Below are 20,157 nucleotides of genomic sequence, written 5' to 3' on the forward strand. Positions count from 1 at the left end.
GGAAACCCCCAAAATGAAACAGCGACTCCAAGAGCAACTAAGCACGTGAGCGGGAGTCATTGGGCTTGATCACGTAGCGGCGTCTCTCCGAGACGCTGTCATTTGCGAGTCTCAGAGAGACTCGCCTACGTGAGGTTCTACCCGATCATTCCTGCCGACCTGCTTAGAAATGGAAAGTACCTCCAGAACCTCTGCCTGAGGACTTGTTTGTGGATCATCACCATCGATTCCATTGTCAATGCAGTGAAGTGTCACGCGATTCTCTTTTGGATGCCGATTCCGGGGAGGTTGTTGAGGGTCAACTTGCCATCGATCACCTTCACTCCTTCGTAGAGATCGTTGCTGATTAGCAGGTTGCCGTCGAGATCGGCCCAATCGACGAGTGGTGATAGCTGGGCGGCGGCGGAGACGGCGCACGAGGTTTCGGTCATGCATCCCAACATCACCTTCATGTCCAATGCCCGAGCCACGGTGATCATCTTTTGTGCCTCCCGCAACCCGGTGCTCTTCATTAGTTTGATGTTGATCCCGGAGTACACGCCTTGGAAGTCGGCCACGTCACCCAGGCGTTGAAACGCTTCGTCGGCGATGATTGGGAGAGGGCTTTTGGATGTCAACCAAGCCAAATCTTCGACCGCTGTTTTGGGAAGTGGTTGCTCCACAAATTCGACACCCTGCTCGGCCAACCAGTGCGTCATGTCCAGTGCTTGCTGCTTGTCACTCCAGCCTTGGTTCACGTCAACATAGATCGGCACGTCGGTCACCGACCGAACCGTGTCGATCATTTCGCGATCGTTGCCTCCGCCCAGTTTGACTTTCAAGACTTTGAAACGAGCCGCCTCTTTCGTCTTCATCTTCACCACCTCGGGTGTGTCGATGCCGATCGTGAAGGAGGTGACAGGTGTGTTCGCGGGATTGATGCCCCAAAGTCGGTGAAGTGGTTGGTCGACCAGTTTCCCGATCAGATCGTGCAACGCGATGTCGACGCAGGCTTTCGCAGCGCGGTTGCCTTCGTCGATCGAGTCGACGTAGGCGAGGATCTCGTCAAGCAGAAACGGATTGTTGAACTGCTCCAGTTTGACTCTGCCGAGGAACTGCATCACCGATTCTTGCGATTCGCCCAAGTAGGGTGGCATCGAGGCTTCGCCATATCCGGTCAGTCCTTCGTAATGAATCTCCGTCAGAACGACTGGGGTGGTTTTTCGGGAGTTTCCAGCGACGGTGAAGGTGTGTTTGAGCTGCAGTTCGTAGGGCCGGAAGCTCAGCTTCATTTTCCCGTTACGAATCAAGTCGGTCGTTGATTGAGGTGCCGTGGAGCCATCTTGTGCAGTGCCCATCATTGTCGGCAGTGCGGTTGCCAAGGCACCGGCTCCCAAGCCTTTGAGAAGGACTCTTCTTCCTCGGTTCATTCCGTGCTCCTGATGATTTCTTTGTAAAAGTCGTTCTCGGGGATGGGCAGGAAGCCATTGGGATCTTCGCCGATGATTCGAACCGCTCTGACGAAGATGGCAGGGTAGCTGTCGATGAAGTTGGGTTGGCTGCTGTCCATGCTGTTGATGCTCACCCGTTCGTGGTAGCCCGCTGAATGGATGAACTCATTGTTCCCGATGTACATCGCGACATGAGTGACACGCTCTTTCGATTGGGAGGTTGCCTTTTTTCCAAAGAACAAAAGGTCGCCCGGTTCCAAAGCGTCCGAAACAAATTCCGTGGTCACTTCCCGGCCGATTCGGGCCTGCATGTTGGAATCTCTGGGAAGTTGGATTCCGTTCATGAAGTACACGTTGCAGATCAGCCCGCTGCAATCGATGTTCTTGGACGACATGCCTCCCCACAGGTATGGGATGCCATGAAATCTTCGGGCTGTTTCAACAAGGTTGTTTTGCAGAGCCTGTTGGAAGAAAACAGCGTCGGCCGGGCTGAGTTGGCGGCTATCGACCCAGCCGATTCGTCCATCAGGGTATCGAATCTGAGTGAAGCCGGACCGCTCGGAGACTTTGCAGGCCATATTCCCAATCACCAGATCCGTCATCGGCATCGATGTCGCGTCGGGAGCACTGTAAGCCAGCCCAGATTGGGCGGTGAAGATGACTTTTTCTGCGTCGCGATACGATCGGAGTTGCTCCTGGTCGACGCGATGGACTTCGGCGGAGTTGACCCAACCGATGTATCCGTCAGGAACTTGGATCAGACACTTCCCACGCTCGGTTTTGAGAATTCGGATAGGAGTCCCGAGAAGTGCTTGCGTGATCAGTTCGGTTTTGCTGCTGGGTTCGCGGCGAAGGTGGATCACGGAGTTGTTGACCAACGCATTGACCAGCGTTCCAGTTCCGTTTGCGGGAAGGAGGACCAATTGGTTGTTCACTTCTGGGGATTGACGCTCGAGAGCTTGTGTCACAGCGGCGAATGTTTCTTCACTGGACACACTTCCATGCACACGCCAGCCAGCATCCTCTTTTTCGACATGAACATCCCACCATTGAATTCGCTGGTCAGGTGCATGGGTCTGGCGAAGGGACTCCACCAGTTCATTCAATTCGAACTCATTCAGGCTGGAATGCGCGGGTGTCGGCGGGGCGGCGAACGCAAAGGCAAACAAGAGCGGTAGAGTCAGGATCATCCAGGTGTTTCCGCGAGCTGAGTGGCACGACTATTCACGTCTTGTCGAATTGCAAATCCGATGTGTGGAATGGAAAGGCAGAGGCGACGGTCCGATTATACGCGAAAGGAATTGGCATCGATGAACATCAAGGGGGGACATTGTTTGCTCATCGCGGCTCAATGGCTTGGCTGCGGCCCAGTGTCGCGTGGAGCGTTTTTTGGATGGGTGGAATGCGAACGAGATGAACCGCAGAGATAGATTGGAATGAGCCAACCCAAGGCGCTGTTTCTCTTCGCTGTTCCTCTTTTCTCTCGCTGGCGACACCATGACCAAGATCTCCAAGCGTTCTCTCGATTTTCATACTGGCGATGAAGTCATCGCTGAGATCAAGCGATTGCAGGAGGAGGGCTACGTTCAAACCAAGAACTGGAACTTGACGCAAATCTGCGAGCACCTCGACGTCATCATGACCGGTGGCATGGAAGGTTTCGGGTTCCGAATGCCGCGAATTCTTCGGGCGACGGTGCTGAAGTGGATCATCGGTCGAATATTGCGGCAGCGCAAGATGTCGAGCGCACCAACCTTGGATCGATTGAAACCGAAGTCGCCGGATGGGCCCGATGATCCCAGTGTCATTGATCATTGCATCGAGACGGTTCATCGGGCGAAAGCCTTTGACGGGTCAATGGAAGACTACCCGTTTGTTGACAACATGACGCCGGATATGTGGCGTCAGTTCATGTGGCTGCACGCGGCTCATCACCTTGGGTTTTTGAAACCCAAGTGAATTTTAGTGTCCAGGTGAAAGTGCGTGGACCGCTTGAGGAGCTTCGCCAAGACGCGAGACGTGGCTTGGCAACGCGAGAGGAATGAGTGTTGGGATGGAATTGTGGCGTAGGCTTCGGCCTGTGCTTCGCACAATCACAGGCTGGAAGCCGATGCCAGTATTGATGGCTCAGTGGCTTAGCGTTTGGACGCTGGAACCCGAACTTGCCAGTTGGGGTGATCCACGTGGGCTTCTTCCATCAGCGTTTCAAGTTGTTTGACGATCTCGGGATGATCGCTTGCCAAGTTGGTTGTTTCGCCGATGTCCGCTTTCAAATCGTACAACTGAGTCGGGCCAGTCATCCAAGGTTCGCGGATGGCTTTCCAGTTCCCACGTCGAACGGCTTGCCGGCCACCTTGCTCGTAGAACTCCCAGTACAGGTACTCATGCGGTTGTTGGGCTTCTGGTTGCCCAACGATCGTGGGTGCGAAGCTGATGGAGTCTGCGTCTTCGGGGAAATCCGTCCCGGCGAGTTCCGCCGCGGTTGCCATCAAGTCACCGAAGTAGCCGATGTGATCGGAGACCGCGCCGGGTGGAGTCGTTCCAGGCCAACGAACGATCACTGGAACGCGAATTACAACATCGGTCAGGGCACGGTTCATCCCGCGGAGAGGTCCACTTGGATCGAAGCGTTTGGGATTGTGGCCGCCTTCATTGTGCGGGCCATTGTCGCTGGAGAACATGACGACGGTCTGTTCGTCGATCTGCAGTTCTTTGAGCAGATCGAGAATGCGACCGACGTCCGAGTCCATGCGTGTGATCATGGCGGCTTGGCCTTTGTCTTGGTCGCTCCAATCTTTGTCGGCGTAGATGCCGTAATCGGGCACTTCTTGTCCATTACCGGACATGCCGGTTGCCTCATTGTTGGCATGAGGAATCGTTAACGAGAGATACAAAAAGAATGGCTTGGTTGCGGAGTCCGCCGCTTTTTCGCGAATGAAACCCATCGCTTCGTTTGCGATCAGGTCATGAGAGTAATCCATTCGCTTGGTCGCCCGGCCGCCGGTGAAGCCACCGTAGGATCGGTCGCGTCGTTGGACTTCGTTTCGCAACGCGACTTTGGTTTCATTTCGCCACAGGAACTCGGGATAGTAGTTGTGGGCGTGCACTTGGTTGAGGTAGCCGTAGAAGTGATCGAAACCTTGTTTCCGGGGAAGACCTTCCCGTCCACCCACGGCGTCGTCGCCCAGTCCCCACTTACCGCACAGAGCGGTTGCGTATCCAGCGGATTGGAGCACCTCGGCCACGGTCACGTCTTCGTCGCGGAGCGATTGTTTGGACATGTCCGGACCGCCCGCGTTGCCGCGAACAGGCGTGTGTCCCATGTGCATTCCGGTCATCAGCACGCTGCGCGACGGAGCGCACACGGTGCTGCCCGCGTAGAAGTCTGTGAACCGCATGCCTTCGGCGGCCATTTGATCCAGGCGAGGTGTTTGAATCAGTTCTTGGCCGTAGCAACCAAGGTCTCCGTAGCCGAGATCATCGGCCAGGATGAACACGATGTTGGGGCGTTTCGCATCTGCGGCAGAGCTGGATGGTGAGGTCGTGAATCCAATTAGGAAGAGCGTCGTCAGGAGTACGCAGCAAGATGGAAAGACGGAAGTCAATCGCATGAAGGTTTCTCGGTCGAGGTGGGGGGTGGGAGCGGCGATCGTGGAGATCGACCGCTCACATGCTAGTCGCCCGCGCGAAAGCGGGGAGAGCCAAGTGCGTCAGCGATTGGAGGAGTGCGTCACCGCTTATTGGGTGTCCGCACTGTCACGCTTCATCGGTTTCGCGGGGCAGGGTCAGGGTAATCGGCCAAAATCTTCGAAAGTCGCTCGACAACGTCCGGTTGGTTCTCGGCTAGGTTTTGGGTTTCCAGCGGATCGGTTTGGTAGTCGTAGAGTTCGTAGAGGGGGGCGTCGTTGCCATCGATCGATTTCCACTGCACCAGGCGATAACGTTCGGTTCGGATGGCGCGGCCCAGCTTGCGTTTGGGGTAAGCGTGATAGGCGTGGTCACGAACGCGTGCCGATGGGTCTTGGAGGACGGGGACCAAGCTGACTCCATCGGTCGGTTGCGGGCCGCTGGGAGAAGGCAGCCCGGCCAACTCCGCCAGGGTTGGAAACAGATCGACGCTCTCGGCCAATTGCTTGGTGGAACTGCCCGGCTGAGTGATGCCTGGCGCGGAGATCAAGATCGGGATCCGGTTGGCTTGTTCATAGTTGGTGTGTTTGGTCCAAATGCCGAGGTCACCGAGATGGAAACCATGGTCGCCCCATAACACGACGATCGTGTTCTCAGAAAGTTCCAGGCGATCCAGTTCATCGATCACTTTGCCAATCTGAGCGTCAACGTAGCTGACGCTGGCGTAGTAGCCGTGAATCAAATTGCGTTTGAGGTCGTCACTGAATTCAGCGTTGGGTTGGGTAGGGACGGGTTTGTAGTTTGAGATTTCGCCGCCACGTTTGCCGGCGACTTTGGGTGCGTCCACTGGCAAGGTTTCGTGCTCGGGCATCGGAAGCGAATCCGGGTCGTAGAGATCCCAGTACTTCTGAGGTGCACTGAAAGGCAGGTGAGGACGTGCGAAGCCAGCAGCGATGAAAAACGGTGTGCCTTCGGTTTGGCGTCGTTGCTTTGCCGCCTGAAGTCGTTTCCGAGTTTCTGCTGCGACGCGACCGTCAGCGTAGTCATCGTCTTGGGCATCCGGGGATTCATACGCGGCACCTCGAGGAAGTGACTTGATCTGGCCGAGCATCTGATTGGTGAAGAAAGCCTCTTCGCGAGTCAGTTGCCCACCATCGGTGCTGTCGGGCTCGAGATACTCAATGACCTTTTCTTTGAAGTGTGGAACGGAGAACGATTCAGGGTCGCCATGATTGCCATGGCCGATGTGAAAGATCTTGCCCAGGGACTCTGTTCGGTAGCCACCGTGTGCGGCAAAGTGCTGAGGCATCGTGACCGCATCGGGAATGATTTGACGAAGTTGACTGCCCAGTCCGTACAGCCCGGTCGAGGTGGAGTGGGAACCCAGCATCAACGTGAAACGCGAGGGGGCACAGACGGCTTGATTGCAGTACGCCATGTCGAACCGCATGCCGCGATTGGCCAAGGCGTCGATGTTGGGGGTCTTCGCATGGGAATCGCCGTAGCAACCCAAGGCAGGTTTGAGATCGTCCACCAAAATCAGCAGCACGTTGGGGCGTTCGTCGGCCTGGGTAGCGTCCATGGGAGAGAGGACGAAACAGCCGAGGAACGCCAAGCATGTGGCAATCGTCTGGAGTCGTGAGAGCATGGGAATGAGTGGAATCTGCATGGGGATGGGCCGTCGATCCGGTTCATTTCGCGAATCGAAGGATGATGGTGGTGGATACGCCGCGTGGATTATGATTTCGATTGGTTGTCAGCCAGGCGGTGTCATCGGGGTGCCGTGGGGCTCGCGGTCGGTTTCGAGGAGAATTGGGAGGGGAGCGATGGACGCCGCTCGGCTATTTTGCGCCAGTGACACGCGAAAAGCAAGTTTTCTCACTCGTCGCGGGTGCAGCGCCATTTCGCGTCATCCTTCAGATGCTGCGAGCCAGTCTTCGGTATTTCAGTGGATACGCCCCAGGAAACCAGTTGTTGACGGTCGGTTGCTTAGAAATGTTGTCGGCGTGGGAAGGGCAGTCTGCCAATCTCTTCGAATTTGATCACCAGGTGGGTGGTTTGTTTTTGGGTTCAACTACCATTGGCAGCGATCAGGCATTGGTAGCGATTGGGCGAAGGACGTTGAAATGGATTTCTGTCATTTGTCCGGATTCATGGAGCAAAACCAATGCTTTGATTTTCCTCGAGGCAACGTTCATCTTTGGCTTTTGTTTGGTCGATGGAACGATTGTCATGACTGTCACCGCCACCGTTATCAAACATCTCATGTTGTTCCGGTCGAACCGAAGGAAGAAACATCCTTCCCGCAAACGACGTCTCCTTCGCGGCGAACGCCTCGAGCTACGGCAGTTGATGGCAGGAGATTTGGGCGGGTACCGACACAATGTCTATGACGCCGAAGACGTCAACGATGATGGCCGTGTCTCGGCCATGGATGCGTTGTTGATCATCAACGCGATGACGAGCGAGGTCTCGCATGATGAAGGCATGTTCACTGATGTCAATGGTGATGGTCGGCGAAGTGCCTTGGATGCGCTGCGGGTGATCAACCGCATCGAACGCGGTGACGTCTTCCCGGTTGAGCCCGATGTGGAGGACGATCATTCCATCTTGATTCCCGAGTTGCCAGCGGAGATTCGGTCAGTCGACGGCACTGGCAACAACCTCCAAAACGATCATTGGGGAAGTGTGGGCCAGACCTTGATTCGCTCGGCACCAGCGGATTACGGCGATGGAATTCGAACGCCTGCCGGTGGCGATCGCCCGAGTGCGCGCGAGGTCAGCAACGTGTTGTCCGCGATGAACACAAGCGAGTCTCTCAACGATCGTGGGCTCTCTGCGTTTGTCTATGTGTGGGGGCAATTCATCGATCATGATTTGGGTCTGAGTGAAAGTGAGGAGCACGGGGAGGCGTTTGATATTCCGGTGCCGACGGATGACCCTTGGTTCGATCCCATGGGAACCGGTGAAGCGGTGATTCCTCTGATTCGAACGCCAGTGGTGGATGGGACCGGAACTTCGGTGGACAACCCGGCTGAGCAGTTCAACCAGATCACGTCTTACATCGATGGTTCGATGGTCTACGGCAGTGATGCGGTCACTGCGGCGGCACTGCGGACGTTCGAGGGCGGTCGACTGGCGATGTCGGACGATGGATTGCTTCCGATGGACGAGAGCGGCATGGTGATCGCGGGCGATGTTCGCGCGAGCGAGAACGTTGGCTTGACTGCGATTCAGACGTTGTTTGTCCGAGAGCACAATCGTTTGGCCGACAAAATTTCCGTCTCCGACCCACAAGCGACGGAGGAAGAGATCTACCAACGAGCGAGGTTGGTCGTGATCGGCTTGATTCAGTCGATCACCTACAACGAGTTCCTGCCGGCACTCTTGGGCGATCACGCGGTGGATGTGTACGAAGGCTACGACGCGTCCGTGAATCCTGGGATCGCGAACGAGTTCTCAACCGCCGCGTTCCGGCTCGGCCACAGCACGTTGCGGGACCAAGTTGGGTTCATGTCCAACGACGGACGGGAGAGCCAAGACGAGATGGAGCTGAAAGACGCTTTCTTTCACGCTTCGATGTTAGAAGAGACTGGCATTGATTCCCTGTTGAAGTTCGACGCGTCCGTGCAGGCGCAGGAAGTCGATTTGAAGGTGGTTGATTCGTTGCGGAACTTTTTGTTCGGGCCTCCGGGAGCGGGCGGATTGGATCTGGTCGCGATGAACATTCAACGTGGCCGCGATCATGGCCTGAGTGATTACAACACAACTCGGCAAGCGTACGGTTTGGACCGAGTGGAAACGTTTGACCAAATCACCAGCGATGTGGAGTTGCAGCAGAAGCTGGCGTCGCTGTACGGCACCGTCGACAACATCGATTTGTGGGTTGGATTGATGGCCGAAGATCATCAACACGATGCATCCGTCGGTGAGCTGACTGGTTTGATCATTGCCGATCAATTCCGACGGACTCGTGATGGGGATCGGTTCTTCTATGAAAATGTGTTGACGGATTCGGAGGTGGAATCGATTGAGCGTTCCACTTTGGCTGACCTGATCGAACGCAACACGAGCGTGGAGGGCTTGCAAGAAAACGTCTTCTTCATGCAAGTCGAACTTCGCGGAAGAGTCATCTTGGCGAGCTCGATTCCGCCGACCACCATGCCGAACGATTTGCGTGAAGACGAGATTCGAGGCGTTCCGGGAGTGGCGATCGAGTTGATGGACGCGAGCGGAAAGCTGGTTGATTCCACCGTGTCCGATCGATACGGGAACTATCGCTTTCGAGCGTTGAATGAGACGGGAGACTACCAGGTGCGTTTGTCGGAATCGGGCGAAGCGATTGACGTTCTCGTCGCTCACGGTTCTGAAAGAATTCGCGATTTGGATTTCATCGTCCTCGCCTGAGCGTTCGGCACTAGAGAAGCCGCGGTGCGGCGAACGCACGAACCAACGGCGTCGCTCCGCGACTTTGGGTTGGGGGCAGCGTTATCACCTGGGTCGAAATACAGGGCTGTCCCATGCTGTCGTTCTGCGACTCTTATCAAGCTGATTTGGGCGTGTCGAATTGGTGCGTTTGGCGTTGAAAAACGGGGGGGGTTGTAAAAATGGCTTGGGGATGTGACGTGGCGGCTTGAGAGGTGCCCTTTCTTGGTGGCCCATCAGATGAATGTGTGGTCGGACTCCGGTTCGTGATGGGTTGGGCTGGCGATTGGAATGATCGCAGGTGCCTCCTCTCTCCCTTTTCTATTTGCAGTGCTTGTCCGATATGATTCAGCGGAAGAAACGAACACGTCGTCTCGCGATCCAGTCACTTGAAACACGCCGAGTGCTTGCCGCCAGTTTGGGGTGGGATGGGCCGGGGCTAGGGAGTGCCGCTCTGACCTACACGATCACGGGATCGCCGGATTCCCTGACTCAGGAAGAGACCAACGCAGCGATCGAAACGGCGTTGGATGCTTGGGCCAGCGTGGCTGACATCGAGTTCACGCAAGTCGATCAGGTTGGGCTGAACGATTCCATCGACATCACGTTTGACAACTTGGACGGGCAAGGCGGCACGCTTGCACAGGCCTATTTTCCCGATGACGTGAATCCAGACCGCGTGGCGGGCGACATTCAGTTTGATCTTGCCGAAGTGTGGGAAGTCGGCAACGAACTCGGGAATGCCGCGTTCGATTTAGTTTGGGTGGCGGTGCACGAAATCGGTCATTCGTTGGGCTTGGAACACACCGACGAAGACGGCAGCGTTTTGGAACCGTACGTATCAACCAGTCAGTTTTTCACGGAACTGGATGATCATGACGCAATCGCGATCACTCAACTGTATGCAGCGGCGGACGTGTCAGTTGACGAACCCGTTGAAGAAACCGAATCGACAGACGACACCGATGTGATGACCGACACGGACTCAACGGAGTCGGACACAACCGACACCGAAGACGATCTGGAGACAGAAGATCCAACGTTGGAGGATCCTGGCAGCGGTGACACCGACGAACCAGACACCAGCCATTTTAGATACCGCCGTTTCACTTGGAATCGTTGGTTTCAATTTCGTTTCCAACAGCGATTCAGTGGACGCTTGGAGTCAGAACTGATCTCGTACAACTACGTCAATCCGACGGATGTCAACGAAGACAACCGCACCACGGCTTTGGATGCGTTGATGGTGATCAACCAGCTCAATGAGGCATCAGAGGGTGATTCCGAAGACGTTGTGGATGGCCTGTGCGATGTCAACGGAGATGGGACGGTGACTTCGCTGGATGCGTTGATGGTCATCAACGCGATGAACGAGGCCGAAACCGCCGAGGAGGAGACGTTGGTTTCTGAGACGGACGCCGACGACGCTGAGCCGGCAGCCGAAAAGGAAGATGTGACCACGGAAGGGGACACATCCGACGACACGGATGTTTTGTTGGATGATGAGGACGACCCAACCATTGACGAAGGTGGATTGGTTGATGAACCGACATCATCTGACGAGGAAACCACTGAGGAGGAAGAAGACTGCGATCACGGTCCGCGTGAATTCCATCTTCCGAATCACGGTCTGTTTCGCGCTGGCGTGTTCGAGGGTGATGTGGATTCGTTGATCGAGGGTTTGGACACCGACGGTGATTCTGCTTTGTCGGAAGCAGAGTTGTCCGAGCGGTTGTGGGAAAAGTGGACTGAGTTGCAAGTCGATGCGGATGCCGACGGATTGCTCACGACTGAAGAACTCGCGGCCTCTTTTCTTGCCGTGCGAGAAGAGCGGTTCCTGTCCAAGGACGCCAATGAGGACGGTTTGATCACGGAAACCGAGGTTCGCGACCGGCTGTGGGCCAAATTGTCCGCTGCCGATTCAGACGCGGACGGCGGGGTATCGTTTGCGGAATGGGAGGCTTTCCAGTCAGAAACGGAGACGACCGAGACGGAATTGGATTTGTCGACATCATCGCGATTGAGCCGCGTCGATGCGGCATTCAGTACGGTGGGGCGGTCCGCCCCTCGGGCGCGTTTTTTCGGCGGGCGTCGCTGATGAAATTGCCTCGGAAGAAAATTTGAAAACAGAGTGGCGGTTTTCTGTTTGACCCGCAACTAGTCCTTTGCGAATGATAATGCGGGTCAAACAACTCTTCAGAAGGCAATGCGATGGTCGCCACAGACTCCTCTTGGACGACACGCGAAAACGGATCCAGTGACCGAGAGGGCTGGGGCAATGACACCGGATTCATCGAGCTGTTGGACCAGGCTCGCGCGGGCGACCGAGAGGCACTCGGGCAATTGCTTCAGTGGTACACGAATTACCTGACGATTCTGGCCAGTACCCAGTTGGATCGTCGGCTTCGCAAGCGAGTCAATCCGTCGGACATCGTTCAAGAGGCGATGTTGGAAGCTCACCAGGACTTTGGCGATTTTCGTGGGACCAGCCAAGGCGAGTTGCTGTGTTGGTTGCGAACGATTTTGATTCACACGTTGCATCGCAGTTTCAAACGACACGTCCAGGTTCAAAAGCGAGACATTCGGCGTGAGGTTTCTTTGGAAGCCGTCAACAACCGATTGGAAGAATCGGCTTGCAACTGGGCCGGCCTGTTGGCTGGCAAGGAACCCTCGCCGAGTGCTCCTATGCGTGCGCGGGAAGGCGTGGTGGAATTGACCGACCAACTCAGCAAGCTCAAGCCGCATTACCGCGAGGTGATTGTGCTGCGTGTCTTGCAAGGATTATCGTTCGATGAAATCGCGGAGCGGATGGGACGCAAGTGCGGTGCGGTTCGGATGCTTTGGCTGCGCGCATTGGAAAGTTTCAAGGCGTCTGAGGGGCAACACTGATGGTCGCCTTCGAGCATTCGACGGCGGAGTTGGATTCGGCTGACCCGTCGTTGCTGCGCGGGCTGGATGAAGAGCAGCAATCGCGGTTGACCAAGTTGCTGGACGAATATCTGGTGGCTCTCGAGAACGGCGAGAGTTTGGATGCTGATGAAATTGTCCGGCAAAATCCCGACTTGGGATCGGTCTTTCACGCGTACCTTGAAAAGCTGCGGGCTCTCTATGGTGTGGCAGCGGGCATGCAGCCAACCCTGGATGCGCCGTCCGTGCCTCTTCCTGCGAACAAGCAACTTGGCGACTTCCTTTTGCACCACGAGATTGGTCGCGGTGGGATGGGCGTTGTCTACGAAGCCAGCCAGCAGTCGCTTGATCGACGCGTCGCGATCAAGTTGCTGCCGCTGGCTTCCATGTTGGACTCGCAACAGATCGCAAGGTTCAAGAACGAAGCTCATGCGGCTGGTTTGTTGCAGCATCCGCACATTGTTCCGATCCATAGCGTCGGCAGTCATCAAGGCGTCCACTACTATGCGATGCAGTTCATCGACGGCATTGCTTTGGACGCGTGGGTGCAAGAACGCCGCGAAGAAAAGCGGGCGGAGGAACTTGGCGATGGATCAGGAGCCTCTTCTGGCGAATCTCGAACCGAATCGGCGGAGAGAAAACGCGACGCTTGGAAGCAAGTCGTTCAGTGGGGAATCGACATCGCCGATGCGTTGCATGTCGCGCACGAGAACGGTGTGGTGCATCGCGACGTGAAGCCATCCAATTTGATGTTGGATCGGGTTGGCAAAATTTGGGTCACTGATTTTGGATTGGCTCGTTGTCAGACGGAGATGTCGCTGACTCGTTCAGGTGACGTGATCGGGACGATGCGGTACATGAGCCCCGAACAGGCACGCGGCCAGTCGGCTTTGATTGATGGACGTGCTGATGAGTATTCCTTGGCCGTGACACTGTATGAGTGTCTGACGTTGCGTTACGCCCATTCAGGAGACGACGCGGCGACGATTTTGAAGAAGATTGACAATGAGGAAATCGTGCCGTTGCGTTTGTTGCGGCCCGATTTGCCTCGCGATCTGGGGACGGTGATCGCGAAAGCGATGTCGAAGAACCGGGAGGATCGCTACGAGACTGCGAAGGATTTTGCCGACGATCTGTCGCGAGTTCTGCGCGATGAAGCCACCATTGCCCGACCACCATCGATCGCCGATCGCTTGACCCGTATGGCCTCGAAGCATCGTCGCGTCGCCTTGTCGGCCGCTCTCATTGTGACATTGGGGTTGGTTGTGTCGACGTTTTACAACGCCAGGTTGACGGCTGCGAAGATGGTGTCGGACCAGAACTTGTTGCGAGCCACGCAGAGCGAAACGCGGGCCACCCGTAGCGAGTTGTTGGCTCGCGGAGGGATCGATCGCTTGGGAGCTCAAATCGCTGAGTTGCTGGTCGATGTTCCCGCAGCCGACTCGGTGCGCAGGCTGTTGCTGTTGGAAATGTTGGACTACTACGAACGGTTCGCGGCGGAAGTGAAAGACGATCCGACGCTTCGCGAAGACTTGGCGATGACACTCGCGAAAGCCGGGGCGTTGCAGTCGGAACTTGGCGACAGTGAGCAGGCGATCACAGAGCTCAAGCGAAGTGAATCGATCTACGCGGAGTTGGCGGAGGACGCTGGGGTCAATGATCCCGTGCGGTTGCACTGGTCGACTTGTCAGAACAACTTGGCGCAGGCCTTGGTTCGGGCAGGAAAACTCGAAGACGCTGCTCGCTATTTCGTGCGAGCAATGACGACCCAGCAGGCGCTGACAGATCGAGGGGATTCGTTTCCATTGCACCGAGAGGCGGAGGTGTCGCTCGCGACCACTTTGAACAACATGGGTTTGCTGTTGATGCGAACGGATGCGACGTCCGAGGCCGAAGAGCATTTTGTCAGAGCGATCGAGCGGCTTCAGCCGCTGTTGAATGAGACGGTTTCGGATGCTGAGCGTTTGCCGGGATCGAAGGCTGATCCCGTACCACAGAAGCTTGCGGCGGTGCGGACCAACTTGGCTGGCTTGTTGACTGAATCGGATCCTGAAAGAGCCATTCAGCATGCGGGCCGGGCACTCGAATCACAATTCAAGTTTTTGCAGGATGATCCCGGGGATGCGAAGGTAGCCGCGCAGACCATCGTGACACTGAACACGCTGGGGGCCGCTCAGTCAGCAACGGGACGCCACACCCAGGCGATCAAGACGTTTGAACAAGCGATTGAGATTGGCAATCAAGTGGTGGTTCGTTGGCCGAATCATCCCAATTATCGCCGGGACCTCGCTTTGAGTTTTAATCATCTGGGTTTGACTCAGTCGAAGCGGGGGGCTCTGCAAGAGGCTCGCAAGGCGTTTGAGAAGGCATTGGAAACCGGCCAGTCGCTGACGGTCCAATTCCCTGACGACGCTGAGACTCAGAGCATGCTCGGTGGGGTATGGAACAATTATGGTTTCTTGCAGCAGCAACTGGGGGATACCGACTCCGCTGCTCAAGCGTATTCTCAAGCAATCAAGCTGCAATCCGTCGCCGTTTCGGTTGCTCCCGAAGTTGCGCGTTACAATGACTACCTGCGAAAGCATCAAGCCAATCATCGAAAAGTGATGGCGTCCCATGGAAATTCTCAGCGTCCAGAAGAGCTACAAGGATTGACCCATGAAGCCAACTGAAGACTCACGAATCTTACTGCTCGAACGACTGGAATCGCGTTCGATGTTGGCGGGTGGGATTCTTGCTCATTCAGATGCAGGGGTTGGTTCGCAGGAACTCGATCGCTCGCAAATCGATCGAGCCATTCCGGCAATGCAACGAACGTCTGCGTCCATCCAGGTTGACGGTTCACGGAACGGTTCGGGGACACAGACTCTTGCTGGGCGTGGGCAAGGTTCGGGTTCGGTTCGACCGATCGAAGGTTTTTCGTCCGTCTCTCGGTCCGGGGCATCGCCGGGGCAACGTGAAGGTTTGGGCCAGCGTGATGCTCGCCAAGGCAATTCAGGACTGCGAAGTCTTGGGAGTGAATCACGAAACAACCAATCTCGGAATGACTCGAACCGAAACGGTTCGTCGCAGTCGAGTTCTCTGTCCTCCGCGGATCGTACGCTGACCGGTGATCGTGTTCAGCCGATCGGGTCGAGCACCGTTGTGTTGGTGGTTCAGTTTGTGACCACTTCGCCACGAACTGATAACAGCGTGAGTGTTGACAGTGTGCTGAGTGGAGCAAGCGGGCGGTCATCGGTCGGTCAAGGGACTGTGTTGGCTCGCGCGAACTCCAGTGCAGCACCTTCCGAGCAAAGCGTTTCCGGTGGAAGCGATGGGTTGAAAGCGGCTGCCTCGGATGCTGTCGCGGCGGAAGGTGGGCCAGTGCAACAAAATCAATCGACGGTCGATGGCTCCGTCGATGCGTCTGCGGTCGCTGCCGCAACGACGACGTACGAACGGACAAACTCGAACACAGAAGGTTCGCGAATTGATCTTGCCGACGCTTCTACCACAAGTGCTGCAAGCGATGTGGATGGTGGCACGATCGATTGGTTGCCGCGAGTGTCCAGCGATGATGTGTCGTTGGATTCGTCTCAAGCAGATGATTCTTGGGAATTGGACGAAGAAACTCTCGAGCATTTGCGTGAAGTGGCTCGGGCCGCATCCGACAAGGACGCAGACGACACTGAAACGCCCGGTGTTCGCGATGCCGGTGAATCGCCACTGCTTGAAGGTCATTCGGTCGACGATGCTCTGGCGACGTGGTTTGATTCACCGACCGGGTTGGTGGATGGAATCCGCTTCCAGGACGCATTGCCAACCGTGGTTCCCGCGCTGTCGCCGGGAATGGTGGACATTGCATTGGACGCAACGGTGGGGGTCCATCGAACGGTGGGGTTGATGGCGTCGTCTGAAACGGTGCCCCGTCCCGTCGCGATGGACGAAGTCCGTGACGCGGTGTTGGCCGCGATCGCGTTTGAAACCGATGTCCTGGCTCAGCCTGCACTGGATTCTAGGCCGCTTCGTTTGTCTGGGGTGGCGTATCCGGGAGCCGCAATTGTCGCGGGGGTTTTGGCGTTGAATGCTCGTCGTCGCCGAGATGAAGTGTTGATGACCAGTCGTTAAGGAATGGTGACGAGGCGACCGCGAGCGGTGGTGGTCGTGTATCTTGGTGGAACACGGAACCCAGGCAAAGTTTCTGGGTTAAATGCTTCTTTGGGCACGTTCTGGACGTTCCCTGCGATTCCCCACCGGCATTTTGGAGCTGGAATCTTGCGTTACTCGAACGTTTTTCTTGGGTTGGCATTGTTGACATGCTGTTCCTCAACCGCCATTTCCCTTGGGTATGGCAATGATGTGAACCACGATTGGCCTCAGTGGCGAGGGCCTGATTCGTCCGGGGCGGCGTTGGAATCTAGCCCGCCGACGAGATGGAACGAATCAGAAAACATTCGATGGAAAATCGATGTGCCCGGCATCGGAAGCAGCACACCCATCGTTCTTGGTGACCGTGTGTACGTCAGCACAGCGGTCAAAACCGAGCGAGTGGCGGAAGGCGCGCAAGAGACACCTGTGGAAGCGTCAGGCGAGGCCGGTCCGCCACGCGGGGATCGACGAGCCAGGGGACGACGCCCCGAAGGTGAACGCGGCGGACCCGGACAGGGCGGCCTAGAACGTGGGGGCCCAGAACGTGGCGGCCCAGAACGTCGCGGCCGGGGCCGGGGGCGTGGAGGTCGAGGTGGCGGCCGCGGCAGTGCGAAGCCGACCCATTACTATGATTTTTTGGTGATCGCTTATGACCGAGCCAACGGCGAGGAAGTTTGGCGGACATCCGTGAAGCAAGAGGTGCCACACGAAGCGGGCCATAACACGAACACCTTTGCTTCTTCTTCGCCGGTCACGGATGGCGAGAAGTTGTACATGTCGTTTGGTTCCCGCGGCGTCTTTTGTTTGGACCTCGATGGCACGCAGCTTTGGAGCGTGGACCTGGGCCAGATGCAGACTCGCAATCAGTTTGGTGAAGGCAGTTCACCTGCCATCCACGATGGCACCTTGGTTGTGCCGTGGGATCACGAAGGCGAGTCGTTCATCGTTGCATTGGACGCGGCGACCGGCAAAGAGAAGTGGCGTCAAAACCGCGATGAACGAACGACTTGGTCAACACCTTTGATCACGGAATACGAAGGCCGCACCCAAGTCATCACGAACGGTTCCAATCGAGTCCGAAGCTATGATTTGGCAACCGGTGAATTGATTTGGGAATGCGGCGGTCAAGCTAGCAATCCGATCCCATCGCCGGTTCGGTTCGAAGACAATGTGATCGTGATGACGGGATATCGAGGTTACGCGATTTACTCGATCCCGCTGAGTGCAAAGGGCGATGTCACCGATAGCGACGTGATCAATTGGGTGGAGGAAGACGCGGCTCCGTACGTGCCCTCGCCCGTGCTGTACAAAGGCCAACTTTACTTTGTCAAAGCCAACAACGGTGTGTTGGTTTCGCGTGAGGCCAAAACGGGAGAATTGGTGATCGACCAAACTCGCCTGCCCGACATTTCTTCGGTCTATGCATCGCCTGTTGCTGCGGGGGATCACGTGTATTTCACTGGTCGTGATGGGACCACGTTGGTGCTGCGTCACGGTGACCAACTGGAAACGGTTGCCACCAATGAACTGGACGATGAAGTGGATGCCTCGGCAGCCATCGTCGGCGACGAGATTTTTATCCGTAGCAAGTCCCATGTGTACTGCATCGGTGAGTAGCGGAGGACGTGCGCGTGTCGTCGGCATGTGGCCGGCAAGCTACCATGTCATTCCGGATTTGTTTCTCAAACCTTTATCCATTGCCCTATCAAACGGTTGAGTTCAAGATGTGTGATCAGGACCATTTCGAAGAAGATTTGAAAAAGTATTCGCGTCGTGACATGGGTACCTTGGCCGCGGCCGGAATCGGTGCCGCCATGATGCTTCCGCAGGTTGCCGATGCGGCTGAAGTCAGCGAACTGGACGTTGAAATCGAAACACCGGATGGCAAGTGTGACGCCTACTTCGTGGCACCCGCCTCGGGATCGCACGCTGCTGTTTTGATCTGGCCCGACATCTTTGGTTTGCGCCCTGCGTTTCGACAAATGGGCAAACGCTTGGCCGAGTCGGGTTACAGCGTGTTGGTGGTCAATCCTTTTTATCGCCAGCAAAAGGCACCGACAGCAGCCAAAGGCGCGAGCACGTCGATTTCAGAAGTGCGCCCTTTGGCTCGTTCGCTCACTCCGGAAACTCATACCACCGACGCGAAAGCGTTTGTGGGATGGTTGGACAAGCAGTCCCAAGTCGACACGAGCAAACCGGTTGGCACGACCGGATATTGCATGGGCGGTCCAATTGTCTTTCGCACTGCAGCGGCCGTTCCCGATCGAGTCGGTGCCGCAGCGACGTTTCATGGCGGTGGATTGGTTTCCGATGGCGAGGACAGCCCACATCGATTGATCCCAAAAATGAAAGCGGATTTTCTGATCGCAATCGCCGAGAACGATGACCAACGCGATCCAGAGGCCAAGACAGTGCTGAAGGAATCGTTCGATGACGCCAATCTTCAGGCTGAGATCGAGGTCTACCCAGCGGGGCACGGTTGGTGCCCACCCGACACGCGAGTTCACAATCCAGAGCAAGCCGAAAAGGCTTGGAGTCGGATGTTGGCGTTATTCGAAAAGGCATTGGCGTAGTCCGTCTCAACGTGGCTTGGGATCGAAGAGGTTTACGATGCCATGGGGACTGAATATGGTTGAAGCCCGTCGTTCCATGTTCGGCGTTTGTTTCTGCTGTTTGTGATCACGCCTGCTGCTTGCGTCGTGAGTTTTGCACGTCAGCGTTGGTTGATCCACGAGAGTGTTAATGAGTGAGTTGCAAACGGTCCGTCTGTTCCCGGGTTTGGAGGCGTTTGTTCAGCAGCGCCAATCTGAAGTGGATCAGATCTCCCAGGACCGCAAAGAAGAGCTGAAGCAGTTGGCTGGGTACGTTCGCGACGAGTCTCAAAAGTCGAGTCCAGTGCAATTGGTTTTCATTTGCACTCACAATTCCCGCCGCAGCCACCTGGCTCAAATTTGGGCCAAGGTGGCGGCTGATTTGGTCGGGTTGAACCGTGTGCGGACCTTTTCAGGTGGCACCGAAGCGACGGCGATGAACCCACGCATCGTGGCTTCGTTGAAGCGAGCCGGCTTTCAAGTGAACGTCGAAAAGGAATCTGAAACCAATCCGACGTTTGCAGTTGGTTATGCCGAGCAGGCTGAACCGTTGCTGTGCTTTTCAAAGGTCTTCACTGACTCTTTCAACCCGCAAAACGAGTTCGCGGCCGTGATGACGTGCTCGAGTGCGGACCAGGCGTGCCCATTCGTTGCGGGATGTGACTTGAGGTTGCCGATTCGCTATGAGGACCCCAAGGTCTCAGACGGCACCCCTGAGGAAACGGACATCTACGATCAACGCTGTCGGCAGGTCGCCCGAGAAATGCTGTACGCGATGTCGTTGGTCTGAGTCTCGATCGGATCGGTTCTCGCTGGGGGCGTCGTTTGCGGTTGTCGTGATCGTTGGGCGGGGTGGTTGGAATCGGAAGTCATTGCAGAAACGGCAGTTGCGCGCGTTCTGGGCACTCGCTTTGCGGGGGAGTGGGATAGCCGGGCATCTACAGTTCGACGCTTCGAAGAGCGGTGACCTGTTTGGGTGAACCGCGATGACAGATTGAAACCAACCGCAAACGGCTTCCATACGATGAGCACTTCCGAATCCAAATCTA

At 56.2% G+C, this 20,157-nt stretch carries 13 protein-coding genes; 9 read left to right on the forward strand and 4 right to left on the reverse strand.

All coding sequences use genetic code 11. The features are described from left to right. Nucleotides 1-251: 251 nt before the first annotated feature. Together ACF8AM_RS21100 and ACF8AM_RS21105 are read right to left on the reverse strand one after the other, a co-directional pair. Complete coding sequence (locus ACF8AM_RS21100; RefSeq protein WP_392557548.1) at nt 252-1,409, reverse strand: dipeptide epimerase; 1,158 nt, start codon at nt 1,407-1,409, stop codon at nt 252-254. Then, nucleotides 1,406-2,620, reverse strand: a complete 1,215-nt coding sequence (locus ACF8AM_RS21105) for an NlpC/P60 family protein (protein WP_392557549.1) — start codon at nt 2,618-2,620, stop codon at nt 1,406-1,408. Before ACF8AM_RS21105 ends, ACF8AM_RS21100 begins: the two co-directional genes overlap by 4 nt. Nucleotides 2,621-2,927: 307 nt before the next feature. On the opposite strand from ACF8AM_RS21105, the gene ACF8AM_RS21110 reads away from it, so the two are divergent. Beyond that, on the forward strand, nt 2,928-3,389 hold the full coding sequence (locus tag ACF8AM_RS21110) for a DUF1569 domain-containing protein (RefSeq protein ID WP_392557550.1): 462 nt from the start codon (nt 2,928-2,930) through the stop codon (nt 3,387-3,389). Nucleotides 3,390-3,565: 176 nt separating this feature from the next. Here the strand turns inward: ACF8AM_RS21110 and ACF8AM_RS21115 are convergent, their stop codons facing one another. After that, a complete protein-coding gene (locus ACF8AM_RS21115; protein ID WP_392557551.1) occupies nt 3,566-5,041 on the reverse strand; it encodes an arylsulfatase in 1,476 nt (491 codons plus the stop codon). 152 nt (nt 5,042-5,193) lie between these two features. After that, the gene (locus ACF8AM_RS21120; protein WP_392557552.1) at nt 5,194-6,726 is read right to left on the reverse strand and encodes a sulfatase; all 1,533 of its coding nucleotides are present in this window, start codon (nt 6,724-6,726) and stop codon (nt 5,194-5,196) included. Nucleotides 6,727-7,322: 596 nt separating this feature from the next. Here ACF8AM_RS21120 and ACF8AM_RS21125 point away from each other — a divergent pair. The 8 genes from ACF8AM_RS21125 (at nt 7,323) to ACF8AM_RS21160 (ending at nt 19,898) form a co-directional block, all read left to right on the forward strand. Then, nucleotides 7,323-9,464, forward strand: a complete 2,142-nt coding sequence (locus tag ACF8AM_RS21125; protein ID WP_392557557.1) for a peroxidase family protein — start codon at nt 7,323-7,325, stop codon at nt 9,462-9,464. Between the two features lie 361 nt (nt 9,465-9,825). Continuing rightward, nucleotides 9,826-11,580: a matrixin family metalloprotease gene (locus ACF8AM_RS21130; protein WP_392557558.1), complete on the forward strand. Its 1,755-nt coding sequence runs from the start codon at nt 9,826-9,828 to the stop codon at nt 11,578-11,580. Between the two features lie 113 nt (nt 11,581-11,693). Further along, complete coding sequence (locus ACF8AM_RS21135) at nt 11,694-12,371, forward strand: sigma-70 family RNA polymerase sigma factor (protein ID WP_392557553.1); 678 nt, start codon at nt 11,694-11,696, stop codon at nt 12,369-12,371. After that, nucleotides 12,371-15,061 (forward strand): protein kinase, encoded by a 2,691-nt coding sequence (locus ACF8AM_RS21140; protein ID WP_392557554.1) that lies wholly within the window; start codon nt 12,371-12,373, stop codon nt 15,059-15,061. Before ACF8AM_RS21135 ends, ACF8AM_RS21140 begins: the two co-directional genes overlap by 1 nt. Then, on the forward strand, nt 15,048-16,496 hold the full coding sequence (locus tag ACF8AM_RS21145; protein WP_392557555.1) for a hypothetical protein: 1,449 nt from the start codon (nt 15,048-15,050) through the stop codon (nt 16,494-16,496). Before ACF8AM_RS21140 ends, ACF8AM_RS21145 begins: the two co-directional genes overlap by 14 nt. Nucleotides 16,497-16,670: 174 nt before the next feature. Next, nucleotides 16,671-18,134, forward strand: coding sequence for a PQQ-binding-like beta-propeller repeat protein (locus ACF8AM_RS21150; protein WP_392557559.1), 1,464 nt, complete (start codon nt 16,671-16,673; stop codon nt 18,132-18,134). 107 nt (nt 18,135-18,241) lie between these two features. After that, on the forward strand, nt 18,242-19,090 hold the full coding sequence (locus ACF8AM_RS21155) for a dienelactone hydrolase family protein (protein ID WP_392557560.1): 849 nt from the start codon (nt 18,242-18,244) through the stop codon (nt 19,088-19,090). Nucleotides 19,091-19,259: 169 nt separating this feature from the next. Continuing rightward, nucleotides 19,260-19,898 carry a low molecular weight phosphatase family protein gene (locus ACF8AM_RS21160; RefSeq protein ID WP_392557556.1) on the forward strand — a complete coding sequence of 213 codons (639 nt, stop codon included), beginning with the start codon at nt 19,260-19,262 and terminating at the stop codon, nt 19,896-19,898. Nucleotides 19,899-20,157 lie beyond the last annotated feature (259 nt).

The organism is Rhodopirellula sp. JB055 (assembly GCF_043100905.1).
Lineage (GTDB): Bacteria > Planctomycetota > Planctomycetia > Pirellulales > Pirellulaceae > Rhodopirellula.